The sequence below is a fragment of the Nonomuraea sp. SBT364 genome, from assembly GCF_001083785.1.
Lineage (GTDB): Bacteria > Actinomycetota > Actinomycetes > Streptosporangiales > Streptosporangiaceae > Nonomuraea.
In genome coordinates, this window is record NZ_LAVL01000008.1 from 1 (window position 1) to 16850 (window position 16850).

The 16850-nt window shown below is 72.7% G+C and carries 17 protein-coding genes; 11 read left to right on the forward strand and 6 right to left on the reverse strand.

The genetic code is table 11. The features are described 5' to 3' along the window. The 3 genes from ADY59_RS06050 to ADY59_RS06060 all read right to left on the reverse strand — a co-directional run. A partial coding sequence (locus ADY59_RS06050) for an RNA polymerase sigma factor (protein WP_049558743.1) occupies positions 1-972 on the reverse strand: 972 nt, incomplete at its 3' end. Then, complete coding sequence (locus ADY59_RS06055; RefSeq protein WP_049558745.1) at positions 973-2679, reverse strand: RICIN domain-containing protein; 1707 nt, start codon at positions 2677-2679, stop codon at positions 973-975. A 65-nt stretch (positions 2680-2744) separates the two neighbouring features. Further along, complete coding sequence (locus tag ADY59_RS06060) at positions 2745-3341, reverse strand: CGNR zinc finger domain-containing protein (RefSeq protein WP_231618571.1); 597 nt, start codon at positions 3339-3341, stop codon at positions 2745-2747. 101 nt (positions 3342-3442) lie between these two features. Here ADY59_RS06060 and ADY59_RS06065 point away from each other — a divergent pair, with 101 nt between their 5' ends. The 7 genes from ADY59_RS06065 (at position 3443) to ADY59_RS06095 (ending at position 7245) form a co-directional block, all read left to right on the forward strand. Beyond that, positions 3443-3895: a VOC family protein gene (locus ADY59_RS06065; RefSeq protein ID WP_049558749.1), complete on the forward strand. Its 453-nt coding sequence runs from the start codon at positions 3443-3445 to the stop codon at positions 3893-3895. Between the two features lie 61 nt (positions 3896-3956). Then, positions 3957-4862 (forward strand): pyridoxamine 5'-phosphate oxidase family protein, encoded by a 906-nt coding sequence (locus tag ADY59_RS06070; RefSeq protein ID WP_049558751.1) that lies wholly within the window; start codon positions 3957-3959, stop codon positions 4860-4862. Then, entirely contained in the window at positions 4862-5053 is a 192-nt protein-coding gene (locus ADY59_RS06075) for a ferredoxin (protein ID WP_049558753.1), read from the forward strand. The genes ADY59_RS06070 and ADY59_RS06075 overlap by 1 nt, the downstream gene beginning before the upstream one ends. A gap of 33 nt (positions 5054-5086) precedes the next feature. Continuing rightward, the gene (locus tag ADY59_RS06080; protein WP_049558756.1) at positions 5087-5542 is read left to right on the forward strand and encodes a nuclear transport factor 2 family protein; all 456 of its coding nucleotides are present in this window, start codon (positions 5087-5089) and stop codon (positions 5540-5542) included. Positions 5543-5611: 69 nt separating this feature from the next. Then, positions 5612-5974: a YbaB/EbfC family nucleoid-associated protein gene (locus tag ADY59_RS06085; protein ID WP_049558758.1), complete on the forward strand. Its 363-nt coding sequence runs from the start codon at positions 5612-5614 to the stop codon at positions 5972-5974. Next, entirely contained in the window at positions 5971-6876 is a 906-nt protein-coding gene (locus ADY59_RS06090) for a WXG100-like domain-containing protein (RefSeq protein WP_049558760.1), read from the forward strand. The genes ADY59_RS06085 and ADY59_RS06090 overlap by 4 nt, the downstream gene beginning before the upstream one ends. Before the next feature lie 9 nt (positions 6877-6885). After that, entirely contained in the window at positions 6886-7245 is a 360-nt protein-coding gene (locus ADY59_RS06095; RefSeq protein ID WP_049558762.1) for a hypothetical protein, read from the forward strand. A 13-nt stretch (positions 7246-7258) separates the two neighbouring features. Here ADY59_RS06095 and ADY59_RS06100 read toward each other — a convergent pair whose 3' ends face one another. Further along, complete coding sequence (locus ADY59_RS06100; protein ID WP_197093467.1) at positions 7259-8191, reverse strand: sulfotransferase; 933 nt, start codon at positions 8189-8191, stop codon at positions 7259-7261. Between the two features lie 244 nt (positions 8192-8435). Between ADY59_RS06100 and ADY59_RS06105 the strand changes: the two genes are divergently transcribed. Continuing rightward, positions 8436-9422 (forward strand): glycoside hydrolase family 11 protein, encoded by a 987-nt coding sequence (locus tag ADY59_RS06105; protein ID WP_049558766.1) that lies wholly within the window; start codon positions 8436-8438, stop codon positions 9420-9422. A gap of 66 nt (positions 9423-9488) precedes the next feature. Here ADY59_RS06105 and ADY59_RS06110 read toward each other — a convergent pair whose 3' ends face one another. Next, positions 9489-9803, reverse strand: a complete 315-nt coding sequence (locus ADY59_RS06110; RefSeq protein ID WP_049558767.1) for a hypothetical protein — start codon at positions 9801-9803, stop codon at positions 9489-9491. Positions 9804-9856: 53 nt separating this feature from the next. Beyond that, positions 9857-12994 carry a BTAD domain-containing putative transcriptional regulator gene (locus ADY59_RS06115; RefSeq protein ID WP_049558770.1) on the reverse strand — a complete coding sequence of 1046 codons (3138 nt, stop codon included), beginning with the start codon at positions 12992-12994 and terminating at the stop codon, positions 9857-9859. A 113-nt stretch (positions 12995-13107) separates the two neighbouring features. Here ADY59_RS06115 and ADY59_RS06120 point away from each other — a divergent pair, with 113 nt between their 5' ends. The 3 genes from ADY59_RS06120 (at position 13108) to ADY59_RS06130 (ending at position 16837) form a co-directional block, all read left to right on the forward strand. Then, positions 13108-13584 (forward strand): NADPH-dependent FMN reductase, encoded by a 477-nt coding sequence (locus ADY59_RS06120; RefSeq protein ID WP_053174480.1) that lies wholly within the window; start codon positions 13108-13110, stop codon positions 13582-13584. Between the two features lie 17 nt (positions 13585-13601). Beyond that, positions 13602-15164 carry an MFS transporter gene (locus ADY59_RS06125; RefSeq protein ID WP_049558771.1) on the forward strand — a complete coding sequence of 521 codons (1563 nt, stop codon included), beginning with the start codon at positions 13602-13604 and terminating at the stop codon, positions 15162-15164. 137 nt (positions 15165-15301) lie between these two features. Next, complete coding sequence (locus ADY59_RS06130; RefSeq protein WP_063780571.1) at positions 15302-16837, forward strand: alpha/beta fold hydrolase; 1536 nt, start codon at positions 15302-15304, stop codon at positions 16835-16837. Positions 16838-16850 lie beyond the last annotated feature (13 nt).

Below are 16850 nucleotides of genomic sequence, written 5' to 3' on the forward strand. Positions count from 1 at the left end.
CGGCATCCCGCTGGCCGCCGGGGCGACGGCCTGCGGGGCCGGGGTGGGAGCCGGGCCGGGGGCGCGTGACAGCCCGACGCCCACCACGGCCGCGACCACCGCCGTGACCGCGACCACCGGCACCGCCCAGCCCGGTGCCGTCCAGCCCGGCACCACCGCGGAGCCCCCCTTCCCCGCTCCGGCGGCGGCCGCTTTCCCCGCCCCGGCGGCGGCCGTGCCGTGAGTGGTCCAGGTGGCCGCTTCCCAGGTGAGGGGGAACAGGGCGATCGGGAGCGCGGACCGCAGCGTGGCGTTGAGGTCCAGCAGCTCGGTGTGCGCCCGGGTGCAGCCCGGGCAGGAGGCCAGGTGCGCGCGGAGCGTCCGGGGCAGGCGGCCGTTCTTCTTGCGGACGACCGTCGCCAGCGGCTCGGCGTACTCGCGGCACTCGGGGGCGCCGGTGACGTGGGCGGCCAGGTACGCCTTGCGCAGTCCTTCGCGGGCGCGGAAGGCCAGCACACCCACGTTGCCGGGGGTGATGCCGAGGATCTTGGCGACCCGCTCCGGCTCCTCGTCCTCGATCAGCGTGTGCCACAGCACGGTCTGCCAGCGCGGCGGCAGCGAACGGTAGGCGCGGGTGACGAGGTCGTCCGGCGGCTCGGGCCCGGCCGCCGTCAGCTCGTCCTCGCGGAACTCGCCGGTGAGGACCAGCCGCTGGTCGGAGCGCGCCCACTCCGCCGCGGTGTTGCGCGCCACCGCGTACAGGTACGGCCGCCACCCGCCGGTCGGGCCGGCCGCGCCGGTGCGGACCGTCCGCAGGGTGCGCGCGAACGCCTCGCTGGCCAGGTCCTCGGCGGTGTGCGGGTCGCGGCACAGGCGGCGGGCGAAGGCCAGGACGGCCGCGTGGTGCCGCTCGTACAGCTCGGAGACGGCACGGCTGTCCCCGGCCCTGACCTGGCGGGTCAGGGCCGCGTCCGCGCTTTCCGGTCCGTTCACTTACCTAATTATGAATTTGAGTGATTTCTTGGGATATGCAGCCTTCGCGTGCACGTTGGCGTTCTTCGTGGGGGAGGCGACGAGGCGGGTGGCCCTCGTGGTCGCGCTCTTCAGCGTCACGGCGCCGCCCGGCTGGCGTTCGAGCAGCCAGCGCTGTCCCTTGCTCGCCTTCCCGCACGCGGCCAGGACGACCGAGCGCTTGCCACCGTTGACCCGGCCCAGCGCCAGGCAGCGGTCCCGGTGGCGCACCTGCACGGTCTTGCCGACGGGCACGACCCGCCACGTCGTCCCGCACGAGCCGAGCCGGACCCGGGTCCGGGTGGCGGTCAGGCAGGTGCCGTACGAGCTCTTGAAACGGACATTGCGGGCGGGCGCGGGAGGCTCGACCGGGTCGAGCGTCCCGACCGGGGTCCGGGCCCCGTCCGGCGACGGCGTCCTGGTCGGCGACGGTGTCCCGGCCGGTTGCGGGGACGTGGCAGGCGTGGCCGCCGGAGCGCTCGTCGGGGCGCTCGTCGGGGCGGGGGAGGCGGCGGCCTTGACGCCCAGCAGCTCAGCCACGAACGCGGCCTTGCCCTCGCTCACCACCGGCGCGCCGTCCCGGTTGTCCTTGACGGCCAGCTTCCCGCCGGCGCGCGCGGCGAAGCCGGTCTGCTCCTGGCCCGCCTGCGGCAGCCACTGCTGTGACCGGTCCCGCTGCACACACGGGCGGGTCACCACTGTGCCGGCTCCTGTGCCGGGCGTCGTCAGGCAGTGGCCGGTCGCGGCGTTGCGGATCGTCAGGTAGCCGTCGGCGTCGATGCTCCGCTGCCACGTCTGCGCCGCGCTCGGCGCGCACGCGCGCTGCACGACCTGCGCCGCGCCGCCGTCCAGGCACCTGCCGCCGTCGACCACCCTGATGCGGAACTCCCAGGTGGGGCTCGGCCGGTCCTGGATCAGGTACGGGCTGAACGCGACGTTCCTGATCTTGTCCAGCGGCGGCTGCCGTACCGGCGTCGGCTCGAAGTAGCGGAAGTCGTCGATCCGGCACGAGTCGAGGTGGTAGTTGGAGGCCAGGTCGCTCGTGCATTCCTTCCTGCTGCCCATGTCGCGGCAGACCGGGTCGTTGCCGTTCGGGGCGCCTCCGTCGCAGTGCGAGAGGCCGAAGCTGTGGATGAGCTCGTGGGTGAGCCCGGCCTCGCTCCAGCACCAGCGCGGCAGGATGGCGTTGCCGGTGCTGAGCCCGGCGTTGGCGCCGCCGCCGGTGCACGAGTCGGTGATCTCGTTGTCCCGGACGAGATACAGCGGTTTGACCCGGTTGGTCTGCCACAGCTTGCGCACCAGAGCCGGCTGGGCGGCGAGGTTCTCGCCGAACGCCTTGCCCATCTCGGCCCGGTTGCGGCCCTTGGCGAACGGCAGCTTCGCCACGATCGGGCGGCAGTCGCCGTCCTGCGCGAACCGCAGCCGCCGCGAGACGCCGAACCGCCGCGCACTGGAGTCGATCGTCTGGTCGGTCTCCCAGATCGTGTTCAGCAGCGCGGCGCCGTCAGTGTCGTACGCGTCCTGTCCGGGCTGGTGGACGTAGATCGGCAGCACCCATCCCTTGTCCGGTGCGTCCGTTCCGTCGCAGGCGAACCGGGCCTGCGGCGCCGCCGCGGCGGCGGGCACGGGAATGGCCAGGGCGCCCGCCGCCATGGCCAGCAGCATCAGGATGGACCTGATCGCGTTCATCCGAACTCCTTTCACTCAACGAGGAAGGAGTCAGGCGGCCCGCCTGGATTACGCGACTTCGAGAATTATTTCGCGCCGCGGACCTTGGCGTAGTGGCGGGCGGCCCGGGCCCGGTTGCCGCAGCCGCCCGAGCACCATTCGCGCCGTGGGGCGTCGCGGACGAAGTACAGCACGCAGCCGGGGCCCTGGCAGGCGCGCAGGTCGTGGCGCGCCGGCCCGGCGAACAGGGCGACGGCAGCCTGGGCCAGCGCGGAGAGCGCGGCCGCGACCGGGCGGCCGGCGGTGTTCACCGTCAGGTGCGGCTCGGGGCCGGTGCGCAGCTCGCGCCAGTGCGGGGCGCGGGCGGCGTGGCGGTTGAGCGTCGCGACCGTGTCCGGGGCGGGGTCGTGGCCGGCCACCGTGGCGGCCGCGAGGGCGCGGATGACGTCCCGCAGCTCTCTGGCGTGGCGCAGATCGCCTTCGGTCACGTCCTGAAGGTCGGCGTCCGAGAGGGGGACGGTCAGTCTGGCGCGCAGGTCGCGCAGCCACGCGGCAAGGTGCTCGACGGTGTCCAGGCCGTCCTTGACCTGGCCGCGCACCGCGTAGGTCGTGTTGCCGAGCTCGATCGGCGGCAGCTCCCCGAGCTGGGGAGCGCCTCCACCGGTGAGGTGTGCCACATCCACTCTTCTAACGCTACCCGCCGCTTGACACCGTAAGAACCCTCCGCCATATTTCTAACGGTTACCAGAGCTTCCAATCGTTAGAATTGTCTCGGAGGACTCGTATGAGCGCACCGGCCCTGCGGACCGGGCATGTCGGCCTGAACGTCACCGACCTGGCCCGCTCCACCGCCTTCTACCGGCAGGTCTTCGATTTCGAGGTCTTCGGCGAGCAGACGGACGGGGACCGCAGATACGCCTTCCTCGGGCGGGACGGCACCCTGGTGGTCACCCTGTGGCAGCAGAGCGGCGGCACGTTCGCCGTGGACCGGCCGGGGCTGCACCATCTGTCGTTCCAGGTGCCCGACATCGAGGCGGTCCGCCGCGCCGAGGCCACGCTGCGCGGCCTGGGCGTCCAGCCGCTGCACGACGGCGTCGTGCCGCACGGGGAGGGCGCCTCGTCCGGCGGCGTGTTCTTCACCGACCCGGACGGCATCCGCCTGGAGATCTTCGCGCCGACCGGCGCCGACACCGCACCCGCGCCCACGCAGGGCGCTCCGACGTGCGGCTTCTTCTGACAGTCCGCATCCGGGTCCGGGCCGCGCAGTGCGGCCCGGCCGGTCACGAAAGGAAGCGACCGTGCTCCACCAGGGCGAACACGCGGTGCAGCGCAGGGCCGGTCTGACCACCGGCGGATGGGGATCGGCCGGAGTCGGCGCGGTCATCCCGCCGGTGGCCGCGGACTTCCTGCGCCTGCAGCGTCTTGCGGTGATCGCGGCCGCCGACGACACCGGCGCGGCCTGGGCCGGTCTGATCGCCGGTCCGCCCGGGTTCGTCACCGCCCCCGACGACCGCACCGTCGTCACCGACCGGCTGCCCGGCGCGGGCGATCCGCTCGCCGGCCTGTTCGAGGCCGAGCGGGACGTCGGCATGCTCGTGATCGAGCCGGCCGGGCGCAGGCGGATGCGGGTCAACGGCCGGGCCGTCAGGGACGGCGACCGGCTCGTGACGCACACCCAGCAGGTGTACGCCAACTGCCCGAAATACCTTCAGACCCGTACGTATGTCGACGAGCCGCCTCCGGCGGGCAGGACGGCGGCCGTCACCCACGAGCTGACCGCCGACCAGCAGCGGTGGATCACCGCGGCCGACACCTTCTTCGTCGGCACCTACGCGGCGGGACAGGGCGCCGACGCGTCCCATCGCGGCGGCAACCCCGGGTTCGTCGCCGTCACCGGCGACCGGCGGCTCACCTGGCCCGACTACACGGGCAACTCCATGTTCATGACGCTGGGCAACCTCGCGCTCGAACCCCGCTGCGGTCTGCTCTTCCTCGACTGGGACAGTGGGAACACGCTGCAGCTGACCGGCCGCGCCCACGTCGACTGGGACCCCGGCCGGGCCGCCGCCGTGCCCGGCGCCCATCGGCTGGTCGACTTCGACGTCGAGCAGGCCGTACAGATCACCGGAGGGCTGCCGCAACGCTGGTCGTTCGGCAAGTTCTCCCGCTTCAACCCGGCGCGGACCGTGGAGAGGAGACCGTGATGCGCGTCCACGTCGACATGGCCCTGTGCCAGACCCACGCCCAATGCGTGTTCGCCGCCCCGGAGGTGTTCGGCCTCGACGATGACGACGAACTGGTGTACGAGGCGGCGCCCGGTGACGACGCCTGGCCCGCCGTCGAGGAGGCCGCCCGCGCCTGCCCCGTACAAGCGATCTTTCCCGACGCGGACTGACCCCGCGCCCGGCGCCCACATCGAGGAGCACAGATGACCCGCCCGCCCGTCCCGCCCTTCACCGAAGAGAGCGCCCGAGCCAAGGTGCAGGCCGCCGAGGACGCCTGGAACACCCGCGACCCGCAGCGCGTGGCACTCGCCTACACGCCCGACTCGATCTGGCGCAACCGCGACGAGTTCGCCACCGGCAGGGACGAGATCGTCGCCTTCCTGACCCGCAAGTGGGACAGGGAGCTCGACTACGCGCTCCGCAAGGAACTCTGGGCCTTCACCGGTGACCGGATCGCCGTCCGCTTCCAGTACGAATGGCATGACGACGGCGGCCGGTGGTGGCGCAGCTACGGCAACGAGCTCTGGGAGTTCGACGCGGACGGGCTGATGCGGCGGCGCGAGGCGAGCATCAACGACCTCCCGATCACCGAGGAGCAACGCCGGATCTTCGGCCCGCGCCGGGACGACGAACGGGGCGTGTCCTTCCCGCTCGCCTGAATTTCATGAAATAGCCCGCATTTCCGGCTGGTTGACCTCGTGAAGAGATCACGCGAGTCAGGAGATGGGATGACATCACCGGGCGATCCGTTCAGCACAGGTGGCGACCAGGAACTCGGCCGGCTGCTGGACCGCTTCCAGCAGGACGTGGCCGCGATCGAGGGGTTGAGCGGCAGGATGGCGGCGGTCAAGGGCCGGGGCGAGGCGGCGCAGGGCCGGGTGGTGGCCGAGGCGACCCAGACCGGGGCGCTCTGCGGGCTCACCATCGACCCGCGCGCCATGCGGCTCGGCTCCGCGGAGCTGGCGGCGGCGGTCCTCGAAGCGGCGGGGAATGCCGCGCGGGCCGCCGAACGGGAGGCGGGTGACCTGGTGGCCCCGTTCCTCGCCGGCACCGTGCTGGACGGCGAGGACGGCGGGACGCGGCGATCTTGAGGGTCAACCCCGGCCGCGCGAGCATCTACGGGTTCGGCGCCCTCGGCATCGCGGGCTTCGTCTTCAAGATGCTGGCCGTCGACTACCCGGAGGGTGACCCGGCCAAGGCCCGCCAGGCCGCCGCGGTGTGGGCCCGGCTGGCCGAGCGCGTCGAGCAGAGCCCGGACAAGACGTTCGCCGCCGCCGGGTCGGTGTGGCGGAAGAACAGCGGGGACGGGGTGGACGCCTTCAAGACGGCGGTCACCTCGGGCCTGTATCCGCAGCCGCCCAAGGCCGGCTACGCCGCCCAGCTCGCCCAGCGTTGCCGGCAGAACAGCCGGGCCTGCGCCGAATACGCCGAGGTGATCGAGACGGCGCGGCACACGTACTGGACGCTGGCCCTGGCCAACTTCGCGAGCTTCATCTTCATCACCACCTTCCCCTGGCAGGCCGGGACGGCGTACCAGATCACCCAGTTCCTGATGCGGCGGGCGCAGGCGGGGATGCTGGCCAAGCTGCTGGAGCACAGCGTCGCCAGGATCGTGCTGAGCAAGCTGACGGAGTACACGATCGGCAGCGTCTTCTTCGCGGCCGGGGACGTGAGCGTGGTCGCCGGCGTGAAGGCGCTGCGGGGGGACGACCCCGGATCGCTCCAGGAGAACGCGACGCAGGCGCTCAAGGAGTTCGCCGCCTCCGTCGCCTTCTACGGCGCGTACGACGCCGCCGCGCCCCTGGCCGCCAAGATCAGCCAGAACGCCGACGTCCGGGCCTTCCTGAGCCGGCTGGCCGGAGGCTCGCTCGGCTACGGCCCCTCCTACGACGCCATGAACGGGCAGGAGGGCGCCGAGCTGATCCCGACGTGGAAGGAGACGCTGGGCCGGGCGCTCCTGTACTTCACGATGGCGCACAAACCCGCGGGCTGAGAGGACGGCATGGACATCCACAAGCATGTGATCCGATCGGCGGCGGAGGCGTTCGATCTTGAGCGGGAGGAGCTCGGGCGGTTCGTCGGCGAGGTGGCCGGGGAACTGGAGGCCATCGGCGCCTTCTGGGGCGACGACGACCTCGGCGTCACCTTCGTCAAGGGGGAGGGCGGCGGGTCCGGGTACGAGGCGGTCACCGGTCAGCTCATGGCGGGCGCCGACGTGCTCGTGAACGCGCACAGGGAGATCGCCGGGCGGCTGGGCCTCATGAAGGACAACGTCCAGGTGGGGGACTGGAACCTGGTCGCCGTCATCCTCTCGCGGCTGCCGCCCGCCGACCCGGACCGCCCCGTCTGGGGTACGCGCTGAACCGGCCGCCGGGTCAGCGGAGCGGATAGCCGTACCGGAGCATGCCCGGGGCGGTGAAGGCGGTGACGATGCGGCGGCGGCCCGGTCGCATCGCCGTCCGCCATTCCTCGTCCGCCTTGAGAGGCACCACGCCCGTTCGGATGCGCATCGGGTTGCCCGCCACGCTGTGGTCGGCGGGTAAGTCGATCGTGCCGTCACCGAGGAACGGCGTCCCGGCCGACGGCAGCCCGGCGAACTCCAGGACCCTGGCCAGTTCGCGGTGCGGCCGGGCGACGAAGTCCTCGTACCGCATGAGCGTCCACGGGGTGCTGGTCAGGCGGAAGGACTCGATGGCGGCGTTGAAGGCCAGCCACTCGGCGGCGGTCTGCGCGGGGGAGTGGGTGGCCATCAGCCGCCCGCCCTTGTCGGCGCGCCGGACCTTGCGCGACCAGGAGTGGACGACGCCGTGCGGGCCGCGGACGAGCTGCACGATCCGCAGGTCGATGCCCGGCACCCGGCGCAGCAGCAGCGCCGAGGTGGGGAACTTGGAGGAGTCCACGATCACCGAGCTGCCGCTCACCTCGCTGATGCCCCGGTAGACCGTGGCCATGGTGTCGGCGTAGCGCTGGACGCGCCGGGCGAAGGGGCCGTCGGCGCCGGGCAGCACGTGACGCGGGACGTGCCTGATGCGCATGACCGAGTGGTGCAGCCCGGCCATCTCGGCGGCGTCCACGTTCTGCCAGCCGTCGAACGCCGCCCGGCCGACCTCCTGCCAGAACTCGCATGTGGCGAACCGCCGCCTGCACCCGCAGAGCTGGTTCTTGGTCACGCCCTGGGTCCACAGGTAGCGCAGTTCGCCCACGCACGACGCGCCCTCGGCCGCGCCCAGCGCGCGGGACACCAGCGTGCTGCCCGACCTGCCGTGACCACCGAGGAAAAGGATGCGGATGGGGCGTTCAGCGGCCAAGGGGGTCATAAGGCCATAAACCTAAGGGATCAGCCGCCGGTTCACGGGACATGTGCTCCGTTAAGTCGGAGCTCCAGCAGCACGTTTCGGATCACGTACGAAACTTTCATCTCGATGTATGGCCAGGTTGTGCTGGCGAGCGTGCTGCCGGGACTGCGCGGCCACTCCGGGTTCATTGACAAGTTGTCAAGACCGAGCCGATACTTTCGCTAATTCTCCGATAGTTTCAAGGAGGAAGCGTCCCATGACCGACGCCCCCGCACCCCCCAGAGGCCGCATCAGACGGTTCGTCACCCGCGCCTGCGTCGTGGCGGTGGCCGCGGCCACGGCGATGCTGCCCGGCATCGCCCACGCGGCCATCACGACGAATCAGACGGGCACCAACAACGGCTACTTCTATTCGTTCTGGACCGACAGTTCCGGGACCGTCTCCATGGAACTCGGATCCGGCGGCAATTACAGCACCTCGTGGCGCAACACCGGCAACTTCGTCGCGGGCAAGGGCTGGAGCACCGGCGGACGCAGATCCGTGAACTACTCGGGCAGCTTCAATCCGTCAGGAAACGCGTACCTGACCCTCTACGGGTGGACGAGAAATCCGCTCGTGGAGTATTACATCGTCGACAACTGGGGCACCTACCGGCCCACCGGAACGTACAAGGGCACGGTCACCAGCGACGGCGGCACGTACGACATCTACCAGACGACGCGGTACAACGCCCCCTCGATCGAGGGCACCAGAACGTTCAACCAGTATTGGAGCGTCCGGCAGTCGAAGAAGACGGGCGGCACCATCACCTCCGGCAACCACTTCGACGCCTGGGCCCGTTACGGCATGAACCTGGGCAGCCATGACTACATGATCCTGGCGACGGAGGGATACCAGAGCAGCGGCAACTCCAACATCACCGTCGGCGGCTCCGGTGGCGGCGGCGGAGGCGGTGGCGGCGGTGGCGGCGGTGGTGGTGGCTGCTCCGCGACGCTGTCCGCCGGCCAGCAGTGGAGTGACCGCTACAACCTCAACGTCTCGGTCAGCGGCTCCAGCAACTGGACCGTGACGATGAACGTGCCGTCCCCGGCGAAGGTGCTGTCCACCTGGAACATCAGCGCCACCTATCCCAGCGCCCAGGTGCTGACCGCCAGGCCGAACGGCAACGGCGACAACTGGGGCGTGACGATCCAGCACAACGGCAACTGGAACTGGCCGACGGTCTCCTGCAGCGCGGGCTGACCCTCCGGACCCGTGGCGCGGCGGCCCACGCCGCCGCGCCACCTCCTTCCGCAACGGTCGTACGGGTCAGCCGCAGGTGTTCGCGCGTATCGACTCGACGGGCCAGCCGGTGATTCCCGTGTGCGAGGTCTGCCCGACCGGTACGCAGGGGCCGACGACGAGGATGGGCCCGGCGACGGGCGACGGATGCCGCTGGAGGACGACGACCTGGTGCTTGCCGGTGCCGGCGGAGCAGTGGCTGCTCGCCCACATCCCGGCGACGCTGTACTGGGTGGTGCATCCCAGCGGCGCGGCGGCGGCCGGGGAGGCGAGGAGGACGGCGGGGCCGAAGGCCAGGGCTGCGGCGCCCGCCAGAGTGGCGGCACGACGACGAAGGCTCATACGAGTCTCCTGGGGGGTGGGGTTTCTTTTAGGAAACTTTCCTAAAAGTGAGGCTAGATCGCCACCTGATCACCGTCAAGACCGCCCGCCTCCCGGGGTTCCGAACGCCCGCGCTCGAACGCGCCCGCGAAGCCCTCCTCGCCCAGCGCCCCGCGGGCGGCGGCGGTGATGCGGTCCACGTCGCCGCGTTCGGCCGGCGGCAGCGGCGCGCCGACCGACTCGCGCAGCGCGGTGGCCTCGCCCAGCAGCCGGGCCGCCTCGGCGGGCCGGCCGGCCAGCGCCTCTACCCCGGCCAGGCCCTCCAGCGCGAGCGCCACCGACCGCCTGTCGCCGGACTTGCGGGCCGCCGCCAGCCCGTCCAGATGCAGGGCCCGCGCGGCGGCCTCGTCGCCGCGCAACTCCGCGACGAAGCCCAGTTCGGCGAGGATCAGCGACAGAGCGATGTCAGCGCGCAGCCGCCGGTCCCAGTCGAGCCACGTGCGCAGGTGCGCCTCCGCCGCGTCGAGCTTGCCCTGCCGCCTGGCGCTCAGGGCCAGGCCCAGCCCGGCGAACTCCTCCCCGATCGTGTAGCCCTGCTCGGCGGCCTGCCGCCTGGCGCGCTCGTGCAGCTCGTCGGCCTGGGCGTGGTCGCCGGTGAGCAGGGCGATCCGGCCGAGCGACGACAGCGCGTCGGACACGTCCGTCCACAGTTCGAGCTCCTCCGCCATGCGCAGCGCCTCACGATGCAGCCGGGCGGCGCTGTCGTACGCGCCGGCGATCTCGGCGTGCCAGCCGAGCGCGAACGCGCTGTGAAGCTGACCCCAGCGGTCACCCAGCTCGGTGAACAGGGCCCTGCTCTGCTCGCCGTACGTCTTCAGCGCGGCCAGGTCGCTGCGGAGCAACGCCTGCCGGGCCTGGGTGCCCAGGGCGGCGGCCGTCCCCCACTGGTCGCCGATCGCCCGGAACAGCGTCAGCACCTCGTCGGCCGTGCACTGCTCGCCGATGCCGATCCGGGCGAAACGGTGGAACCACTCCGCCCGCGCCCGGCCGGTCAGCGCCTCCAGGTCGTGCGGCCGGGCGGGCTCGGGCTCCGGCTCCTGCGGCGGCTCGCCCATGCGCAGGGTGAAGGCGGCGTGCCAGAGGATCGCGGTGCCCGCGTCGTCGTCCGGGCCGCCGGCCGCGAGGGCGCGGGCGAGAGATCTGCGGCCCTCGCCGAGCCTGCCGCGCAGCACCCAGTACCAGGCCAGCGCGTTGGCCAGCCGCAGCGCACCGCCGTGCCGCACGGCGGAGTCGAGCGCGGCACGGAGGTTGGCGGTCTCGGCGTCGAGGCGGTGCAGCCATTCGCGCTGGGCCGGGCCGCGCAGGTGCCGGTCGGCGGTCACGGCCAGGCCGGTGTAGTAGTCGCGGTGCCGGGCCTCGATCTCCGCGAGTTCCCCGGCCTCGCGCAGCCGCTCCCCGCAGTAGTCGGCCACCGACGCGAGCAGCCGGTAGCGCAGCCCCCGCTCCCCGGCGGTGACGGCGACCAGCGAGCGATCCACCAGCCCGGACAGCAGGTCCAGCACGTCCAGGCCGTCCTGGCCGCACACCGCCTCGGCCGCCTGCAGCGTCCATCCGTCCGCGTGCACGGCCAGCCGGCGCAGAACCGCGCGCTCGTCCCCGGAGAGCAGCTCCCAGCTCCAGTCGATCATCGCCCGGAGCGTGCGCTGCCTGGCGGGGGCGTCGCTGTGCCCGGACCCCAGCACCCGGAACCGGTCAAGCGCCGGCGCCCCCGAGCCCTCCAGCGCGCCCAGCCGGGCGGCCAGCTCGTGGACGCCCAGCGTGCGCACCCGGGTGGCAGCCAGCTCCAGCGCCAGCGGGATGCCGTCGAGCAGCCGGCAGATGGCGACGACCGCCTCGGCGTTGCCGTCGTCGAGGGTGAAGCCGGGCAGCCCGGCGGCCGCGCGGGAGACGAACAGCTCGACCGCGCCCGGCTCCGCCAGCGGCGGCACATGCCAGAGGCGCTCCCCGGTCACCTCCAGCGGACGCTGCCCCGTGGCCAGCACGCGCAGGCCGGGCGCGGCCCGCAGCAGCGCGGCGGCCAGGTCGGCGGCCCCGGCGACCACGTGCTCGCAGTTGTCCAGGACGAGCAGCATGCGCTTGGCCCGCAGCGCCTCGGCCAGCTTGCCGGTCAGCGCCGTCGCGGCCTCGTCCCGGATGCCCAGCACGGCGGCGGCCAGCTCGGCCACCTCGTCCTGCCGGACCGCGCCCGCCAGCTCCACCAGCCACACGCCGTCCGGGTACGCCCCGGCCAGGTGGCGGGCCGCGTCCAGGGCGAGCCGGGTCTTGCCCACGCCGCCGGGACCGGTCAGCGTGACCAGGCGGGCGGCGCCGAGCAGCGCGGTCACCTCCTCCACCGCCTCAGACCTGCCGACCAGATCGGACAGCGGCGCGGGCAGGTTCGTGGGCGGCGCGGCGGGTGACGCGCCGAGCGAGGCGTCCTGTTCGAGGATCGCCTGGTGGAGCGCGGCCAGCTCGCGGCTCGGGTCCACGCCGAGCTCCTCGGCCAGGCGCTCGCGCAGGCTCCGGTAGCTGTCCAGCGCCTCGCTCTGGCGTCCCGCCCGGTAGAGGGCGCGCAGGTGGGCGGCGCGCAGCCGTTCGCGCAGCGGGTGACGGGCCACCAGGTCGCCCAGCTCGTCGGCCAGCAGGCCGTGCTCGCCCAGCTCCAGCCGGGCCTCGGCCTGCTCCTCCTGGGCGGTCAGCCGCAGCTCGGTCAGGCGGGTGATCTCCGGACGGGCCCACTCCTCGTCGGCGAAGTCGCTCAGCGCCGGGCCGCGCCACAGGGCCAGCGCGTCACCCAGCCGGGCCGCCCTGGCCTGCGGCGTGCCGTCCGTACGGGCCTGGGCGACGAGCGACTGGAACAGCCCGGTGTCGACGGCGCCCGGCTCGACGTCCAGCAGATAACCGGGCGCGCGGGACACCACCAGCGCCCGGGCGCCCGGCTCGGCGTCGTCCAGGGCGCGCCTGAGCTGGGACACGCGGGTCTGGAGCGCGCCCGCGGGATTGGCGGGCAGGCCCTCGCCCCACAGGTCGTCGATCAACCGGTCGGCGGGCACCACCCGCCCCGGGCTCGCCAGCAGCTCGGCCAGCAGCACGCGGACCTTGACCTCGGGGATCCTGACCGGCCTGCCGTCCGAAGCCCATACCGCCAGCGGGCCGAGCACCCCGAAACGCATGCGCCACACAGTACCCGGAGGCGATCCGAAGCCCGTCCGAAGGTGACCTGGAGCGCCGCCGCGCACAGTGCTCCCAGACGAAAGGAGCCGACCCGATAGAACGACTGCGGCTGGTGGTGCTCATCGGCGACGTACGCGCCGCGAACGCGGGCGACTGGCTGGCCGACCGGGCCTGCAGGCGGTGTGACGTGGAGATCGACCTCATCGATCTCGCCGCGGCGTGCCTGCCGGACGTGCGGCCGGACGTGCGGCCGGAGGTCGTGCCGACGCCGCCCGCCGTGCGCGACCTGGCGCCGTGGCTGGCCTCCGGTGACGGCTTCGTCGTGGTGGTCCCCGAACGCTCCCCGGGATCGCTGAGCAACGTCATCGCCTGGTACGGCCGCGAATGGCGGGGCAAGCCCGTGGCCTTCGCCGGCGGCGGCTGCGACCGGCTCGTCCGGCGGCTGCGCCCGGTCTTCGCCGACGCGCACACGGTGACCGTGCCGGGCGTCGCCCGCGTCCCCGCCGACGTGGACCGCATGCTCGACCAGCTCGTCTGGTGGGCCCGCCCGCTGCGCGAGACCCGCGTGACAACCCCCTATCCCCTCTGAACCAGAGAGAACCGATCATGTCTGTGCACGAATCGCCTCGCGCCGACGCCAGGGCCTGGCTCGGCCTGGCCGTCCTGCTCCTGCCCACGGCACTGCTGTTCCTGGCCATGACCGTGCTGTTCCTGGCCACCCCGCACATCGCCGCCGACCTGGGCCCGAGCAGCGGCCAGCTGTTGTGGATCAACGACATCTACGGCTTCATGATGGCCGGCCTGCTCGTCGCCATGGGAACACTCGGCGACCGCGTCGGACGGCGCAAGGTGCTGCTGTTCGGGGCGGTGGCCTTCGGGCTCGCCTCCGTGGCGGCGGCGTTCGCGCCCGGCGCCGAGCTGCTGATCGCGGCCAGGGCGGTGATGGGGATCGGCGCGGCGGCCGTGATGCCCTCCACGCTGTCGCTGATCAGCAACACCTTCCAGGACGCCAGGCAGCGCGGCACCGCCATCGGTCTGTGGGCCGCCTCCGTCTCGGTCGGCGTGGCCGTCGGCCCGCTGGTCGGCGGGTTGCTGCTGGAGTCGTTCTGGTGGGGCGCCGCCCTGCTGGCCGGCGTCCCCGTCATGGCCCTGGTGGTGGTCGCGGCGCCGCTGCTGGTGCCCGAGTACCGGGCGCCCCGGGCGGGATCGGTGGACGTGCCCAGCGTCCTGCTGTCGATGGGCACGCTGCTGCCGTTCGTCTACGGGATCAAGGAACTGGCCAAGTCCGGCCCGACCGCTGTCGCCGTCGCGACCGTCGCCGCCGGTCTGGTGCTCGGCGCGGTGTTCGTCCGCAGGCAGCTCCGCCTCGACAACCCGCTGCTGGACGTGCGCCTGTTCGCCGACAAGGTCTTCAGCGGCGCGCTCGGCGTCTTCCTGCTCTCGGCGATCGCCCTGGGCGGCGTCTACCTCCTGTTCACCCAGTATCTGCAGCTCGTGGCCGGGCTGTCGCCGCTGGCGTCGGGCCTGTGGATCCTGCCCGCCGCGCTCATGCTCGTCGTGGTCTCGACCGTGTCACCCATGATCGCCCGCAGGGTGCGGCCCGCGTACGTGATCGCCGCCGGGGCGGTGCTGTCGGTGATCGGGTACGCGCTGATGACGCAGGTCGACGGCAGCGCCGGGCTGCCGCTGCTGATCGCCGGGTTCTACGTGCTGTACCCGGGCATCGCCCCCACCATGGCGCTCACCACGAACCTGGTGATCGGCGCGGCTCCGCCCGAGAAGGCGGGCGCCGCGTCCGCGGTGAACACGACGGCCAGCGACCTGGGCGTCTCCCTCGGCATCGCGCTGCTGGGCAGCATCGGCGCCGCGGTCTACCGCGCCCAGGCGCCGGCCGTCGACGGCCTGCCCCCGGCGCTCGCCGCCGAGGCCGCCGACACCCTGCCCGGCGCGCTCGCCGCCGCCGGACGACTGCCCGCCGACACGGCCCGGGCCCTGCTCGAACCGGCCCGCGACGCCTTCACCGGCGGGCTCAACGTCGCCGCCGCCGTCGCCGCGGTGCTGGTCGCGGGCGCGGTCCTGCTGTCGGTCACCCTGCTGCGCCGCGTGCCGCCCACCGGCGCCCCCGCCCCGGCGCGCGGCAAGCGGGAGGAGCCGGTGCCCGTGCCGTGAAGCCGGAGGCCCCGTGCCGTATGCCCTGGGCGCTGACCCGGGGCATACGGCTATGTGCGACATTTCCCATCTTGCTTCACGCGTCCGGCCGACCCGGCATGATCTAACTCGGCCGGACGACTGACGATGGGAGCGATGTGAAAAGAAGATTCACCCTGCTGGCGACCGCCTTCGTCATGGTCGCAGCGGTTTTACCCGTCCAGGTGGCCGGTGCGACGGCCGTGGAGACGGCCCCGGCCATCGCCTGGGCGCCCTGTGAGGAGGAGCCGGCCGCCGAGTGCGGCACGCTGGCCGTCCCCGTCGACTGGTCCGAGCCGGACGGGCCCACCGTCGACCTCGCCCTGGCCAGGCGCAAGGCCACCGACCCCGCCGCCCGTATCGGCTCGCTGGTGATCAACCCGGGCGGACCGGGCGGGTCGGGCGTCGAGGCCGCCTACGGCGCCCCCGGCTTCTTCACCCCCGAACTGCAGCGGCACTTCGACATCGTCGGCTTCGACCCCCGCGGCGTCGGCCGCAGCAACCCGGTGGTCTGCTCGGCGTCGGTCTACAACGAGATGCCGTACGCGGTCATGACCAGCCAGGCCGACTTCGACCGGTGGACCGCCTACAACGAGCGGCTGCGCGCCGACTGCCGGGCCCGCACCGGCCCGCTGTACGACCACGTCGACTCGGTCAGCGTCGCCCGTGACCTGGACGCCATCCGCGCCGCGCTCGGCGAGGAGAAGCTCACCTACTACGGGATCTCGTACGGCACGCTGATCGGCCAGATGTACGCCGAGCTGTTCCCGGGCCGGATCCGGGCGCTGGCCCTGGACAGCAACATGGACCACAGCCTGCGCGTCAAGAGGTTCCTCGACACCGAGGCCGCCGCGGTCGAGGACGCCTTCGACCAGTTCGTCGGCTGGTGCGACCAGGAGCCGAGCTGCGTGCTGCACGGGCAGGACGTCCGCGCGATCTGGAAGGACCTGCTGGCCAAGGCCCGGCGCGGCGAGCTGTACTACCCGGGCGTCCCCGACCGCCCGATGACCGAGCTGCAGGTGCTGTGGCAGGGCGTGCTCGGCACCGAGGGCCCCGCCTGGCAGCTCCTGGCCGAGATGATCAACGCGCTGAACGGCGGCACGCCGCCCGAGTGGGTGCCCCCGCTGCCGGGCCGTCAGCCCGTGCAGGGCGAGCTCGCCCACCTGCCGACCACGATCCTCTGCCAGGACTACAACCTACGGGTGCGCGACTACCGCGAGTACGCCGCGCTGCTGCGCAGCTCCAACCGCCGGGCCCCCGACATGCGCTTCAACCCGATGCCGATCGAGGACCTGCCCGTCTGCCTCAACCACCCCGTCAACAACCCGCAGCATCGCCTTCGCTACAAGGGCAGCGCGCCGCTGCTGCTGGGCAACTCGCTGCACGACCCGTCCACCCCGTACAACTGGTCGGCCAACGTCGCCAGGCAGCTTGGCCGCAAGGCGGTGCTGCTCACGTACGAGGGCTGGGGTCACCGCATCTACGGCAAGGACGAGTGCAGCACCGTTCCCATCGACAACTACCTGATCTCCCTGGTCGTGCCCCCGCACGGCTTCCGCTGCCCCGTCGGCGGCCGGGTCGAGAACACGCTCAGGCGTCAGGCCGACCTGTGGCCCACGGACGGCCTGCCCTGGTCGTCCGCCCCGATCCGCTGACCGGTGGCCGGGT

Coding starts and splice junctions, on each gene's coding strand:
- ADY59_RS06055 (WP_049558745.1), bottom strand. CDS start 2,679: ATGAACGCGATCAGGTCCATCCTGATGCTGCTGGCCATGGCGGCGGGC.
- ADY59_RS06065 (WP_049558749.1), top strand. CDS start 3,443: ATGAGCGCACCGGCCCTGCGGACCGGGCATGTCGGCCTGAACGTCACC.
- ADY59_RS06075 (WP_049558753.1), top strand. CDS start 4,862: ATGCGCGTCCACGTCGACATGGCCCTGTGCCAGACCCACGCCCAATGC.
- ADY59_RS06080 (WP_049558756.1), top strand. CDS start 5,087: ATGACCCGCCCGCCCGTCCCGCCCTTCACCGAAGAGAGCGCCCGAGCC.
- ADY59_RS06085 (WP_049558758.1), top strand. CDS start 5,612: ATGACATCACCGGGCGATCCGTTCAGCACAGGTGGCGACCAGGAACTC.
- ADY59_RS06095 (WP_049558762.1), top strand. CDS start 6,886: ATGGACATCCACAAGCATGTGATCCGATCGGCGGCGGAGGCGTTCGAT.
- ADY59_RS06105 (WP_049558766.1), top strand. CDS start 8,436: ATGACCGACGCCCCCGCACCCCCCAGAGGCCGCATCAGACGGTTCGTC.
- ADY59_RS06110 (WP_049558767.1), bottom strand. CDS start 9,803: ATGAGCCTTCGTCGTCGTGCCGCCACTCTGGCGGGCGCCGCAGCCCTG.
- ADY59_RS06115 (WP_049558770.1), bottom strand. CDS start 12,994: ATGCGTTTCGGGGTGCTCGGCCCGCTGGCGGTATGGGCTTCGGACGGC.
- ADY59_RS06125 (WP_049558771.1), top strand. CDS start 13,602: ATGTCTGTGCACGAATCGCCTCGCGCCGACGCCAGGGCCTGGCTCGGC.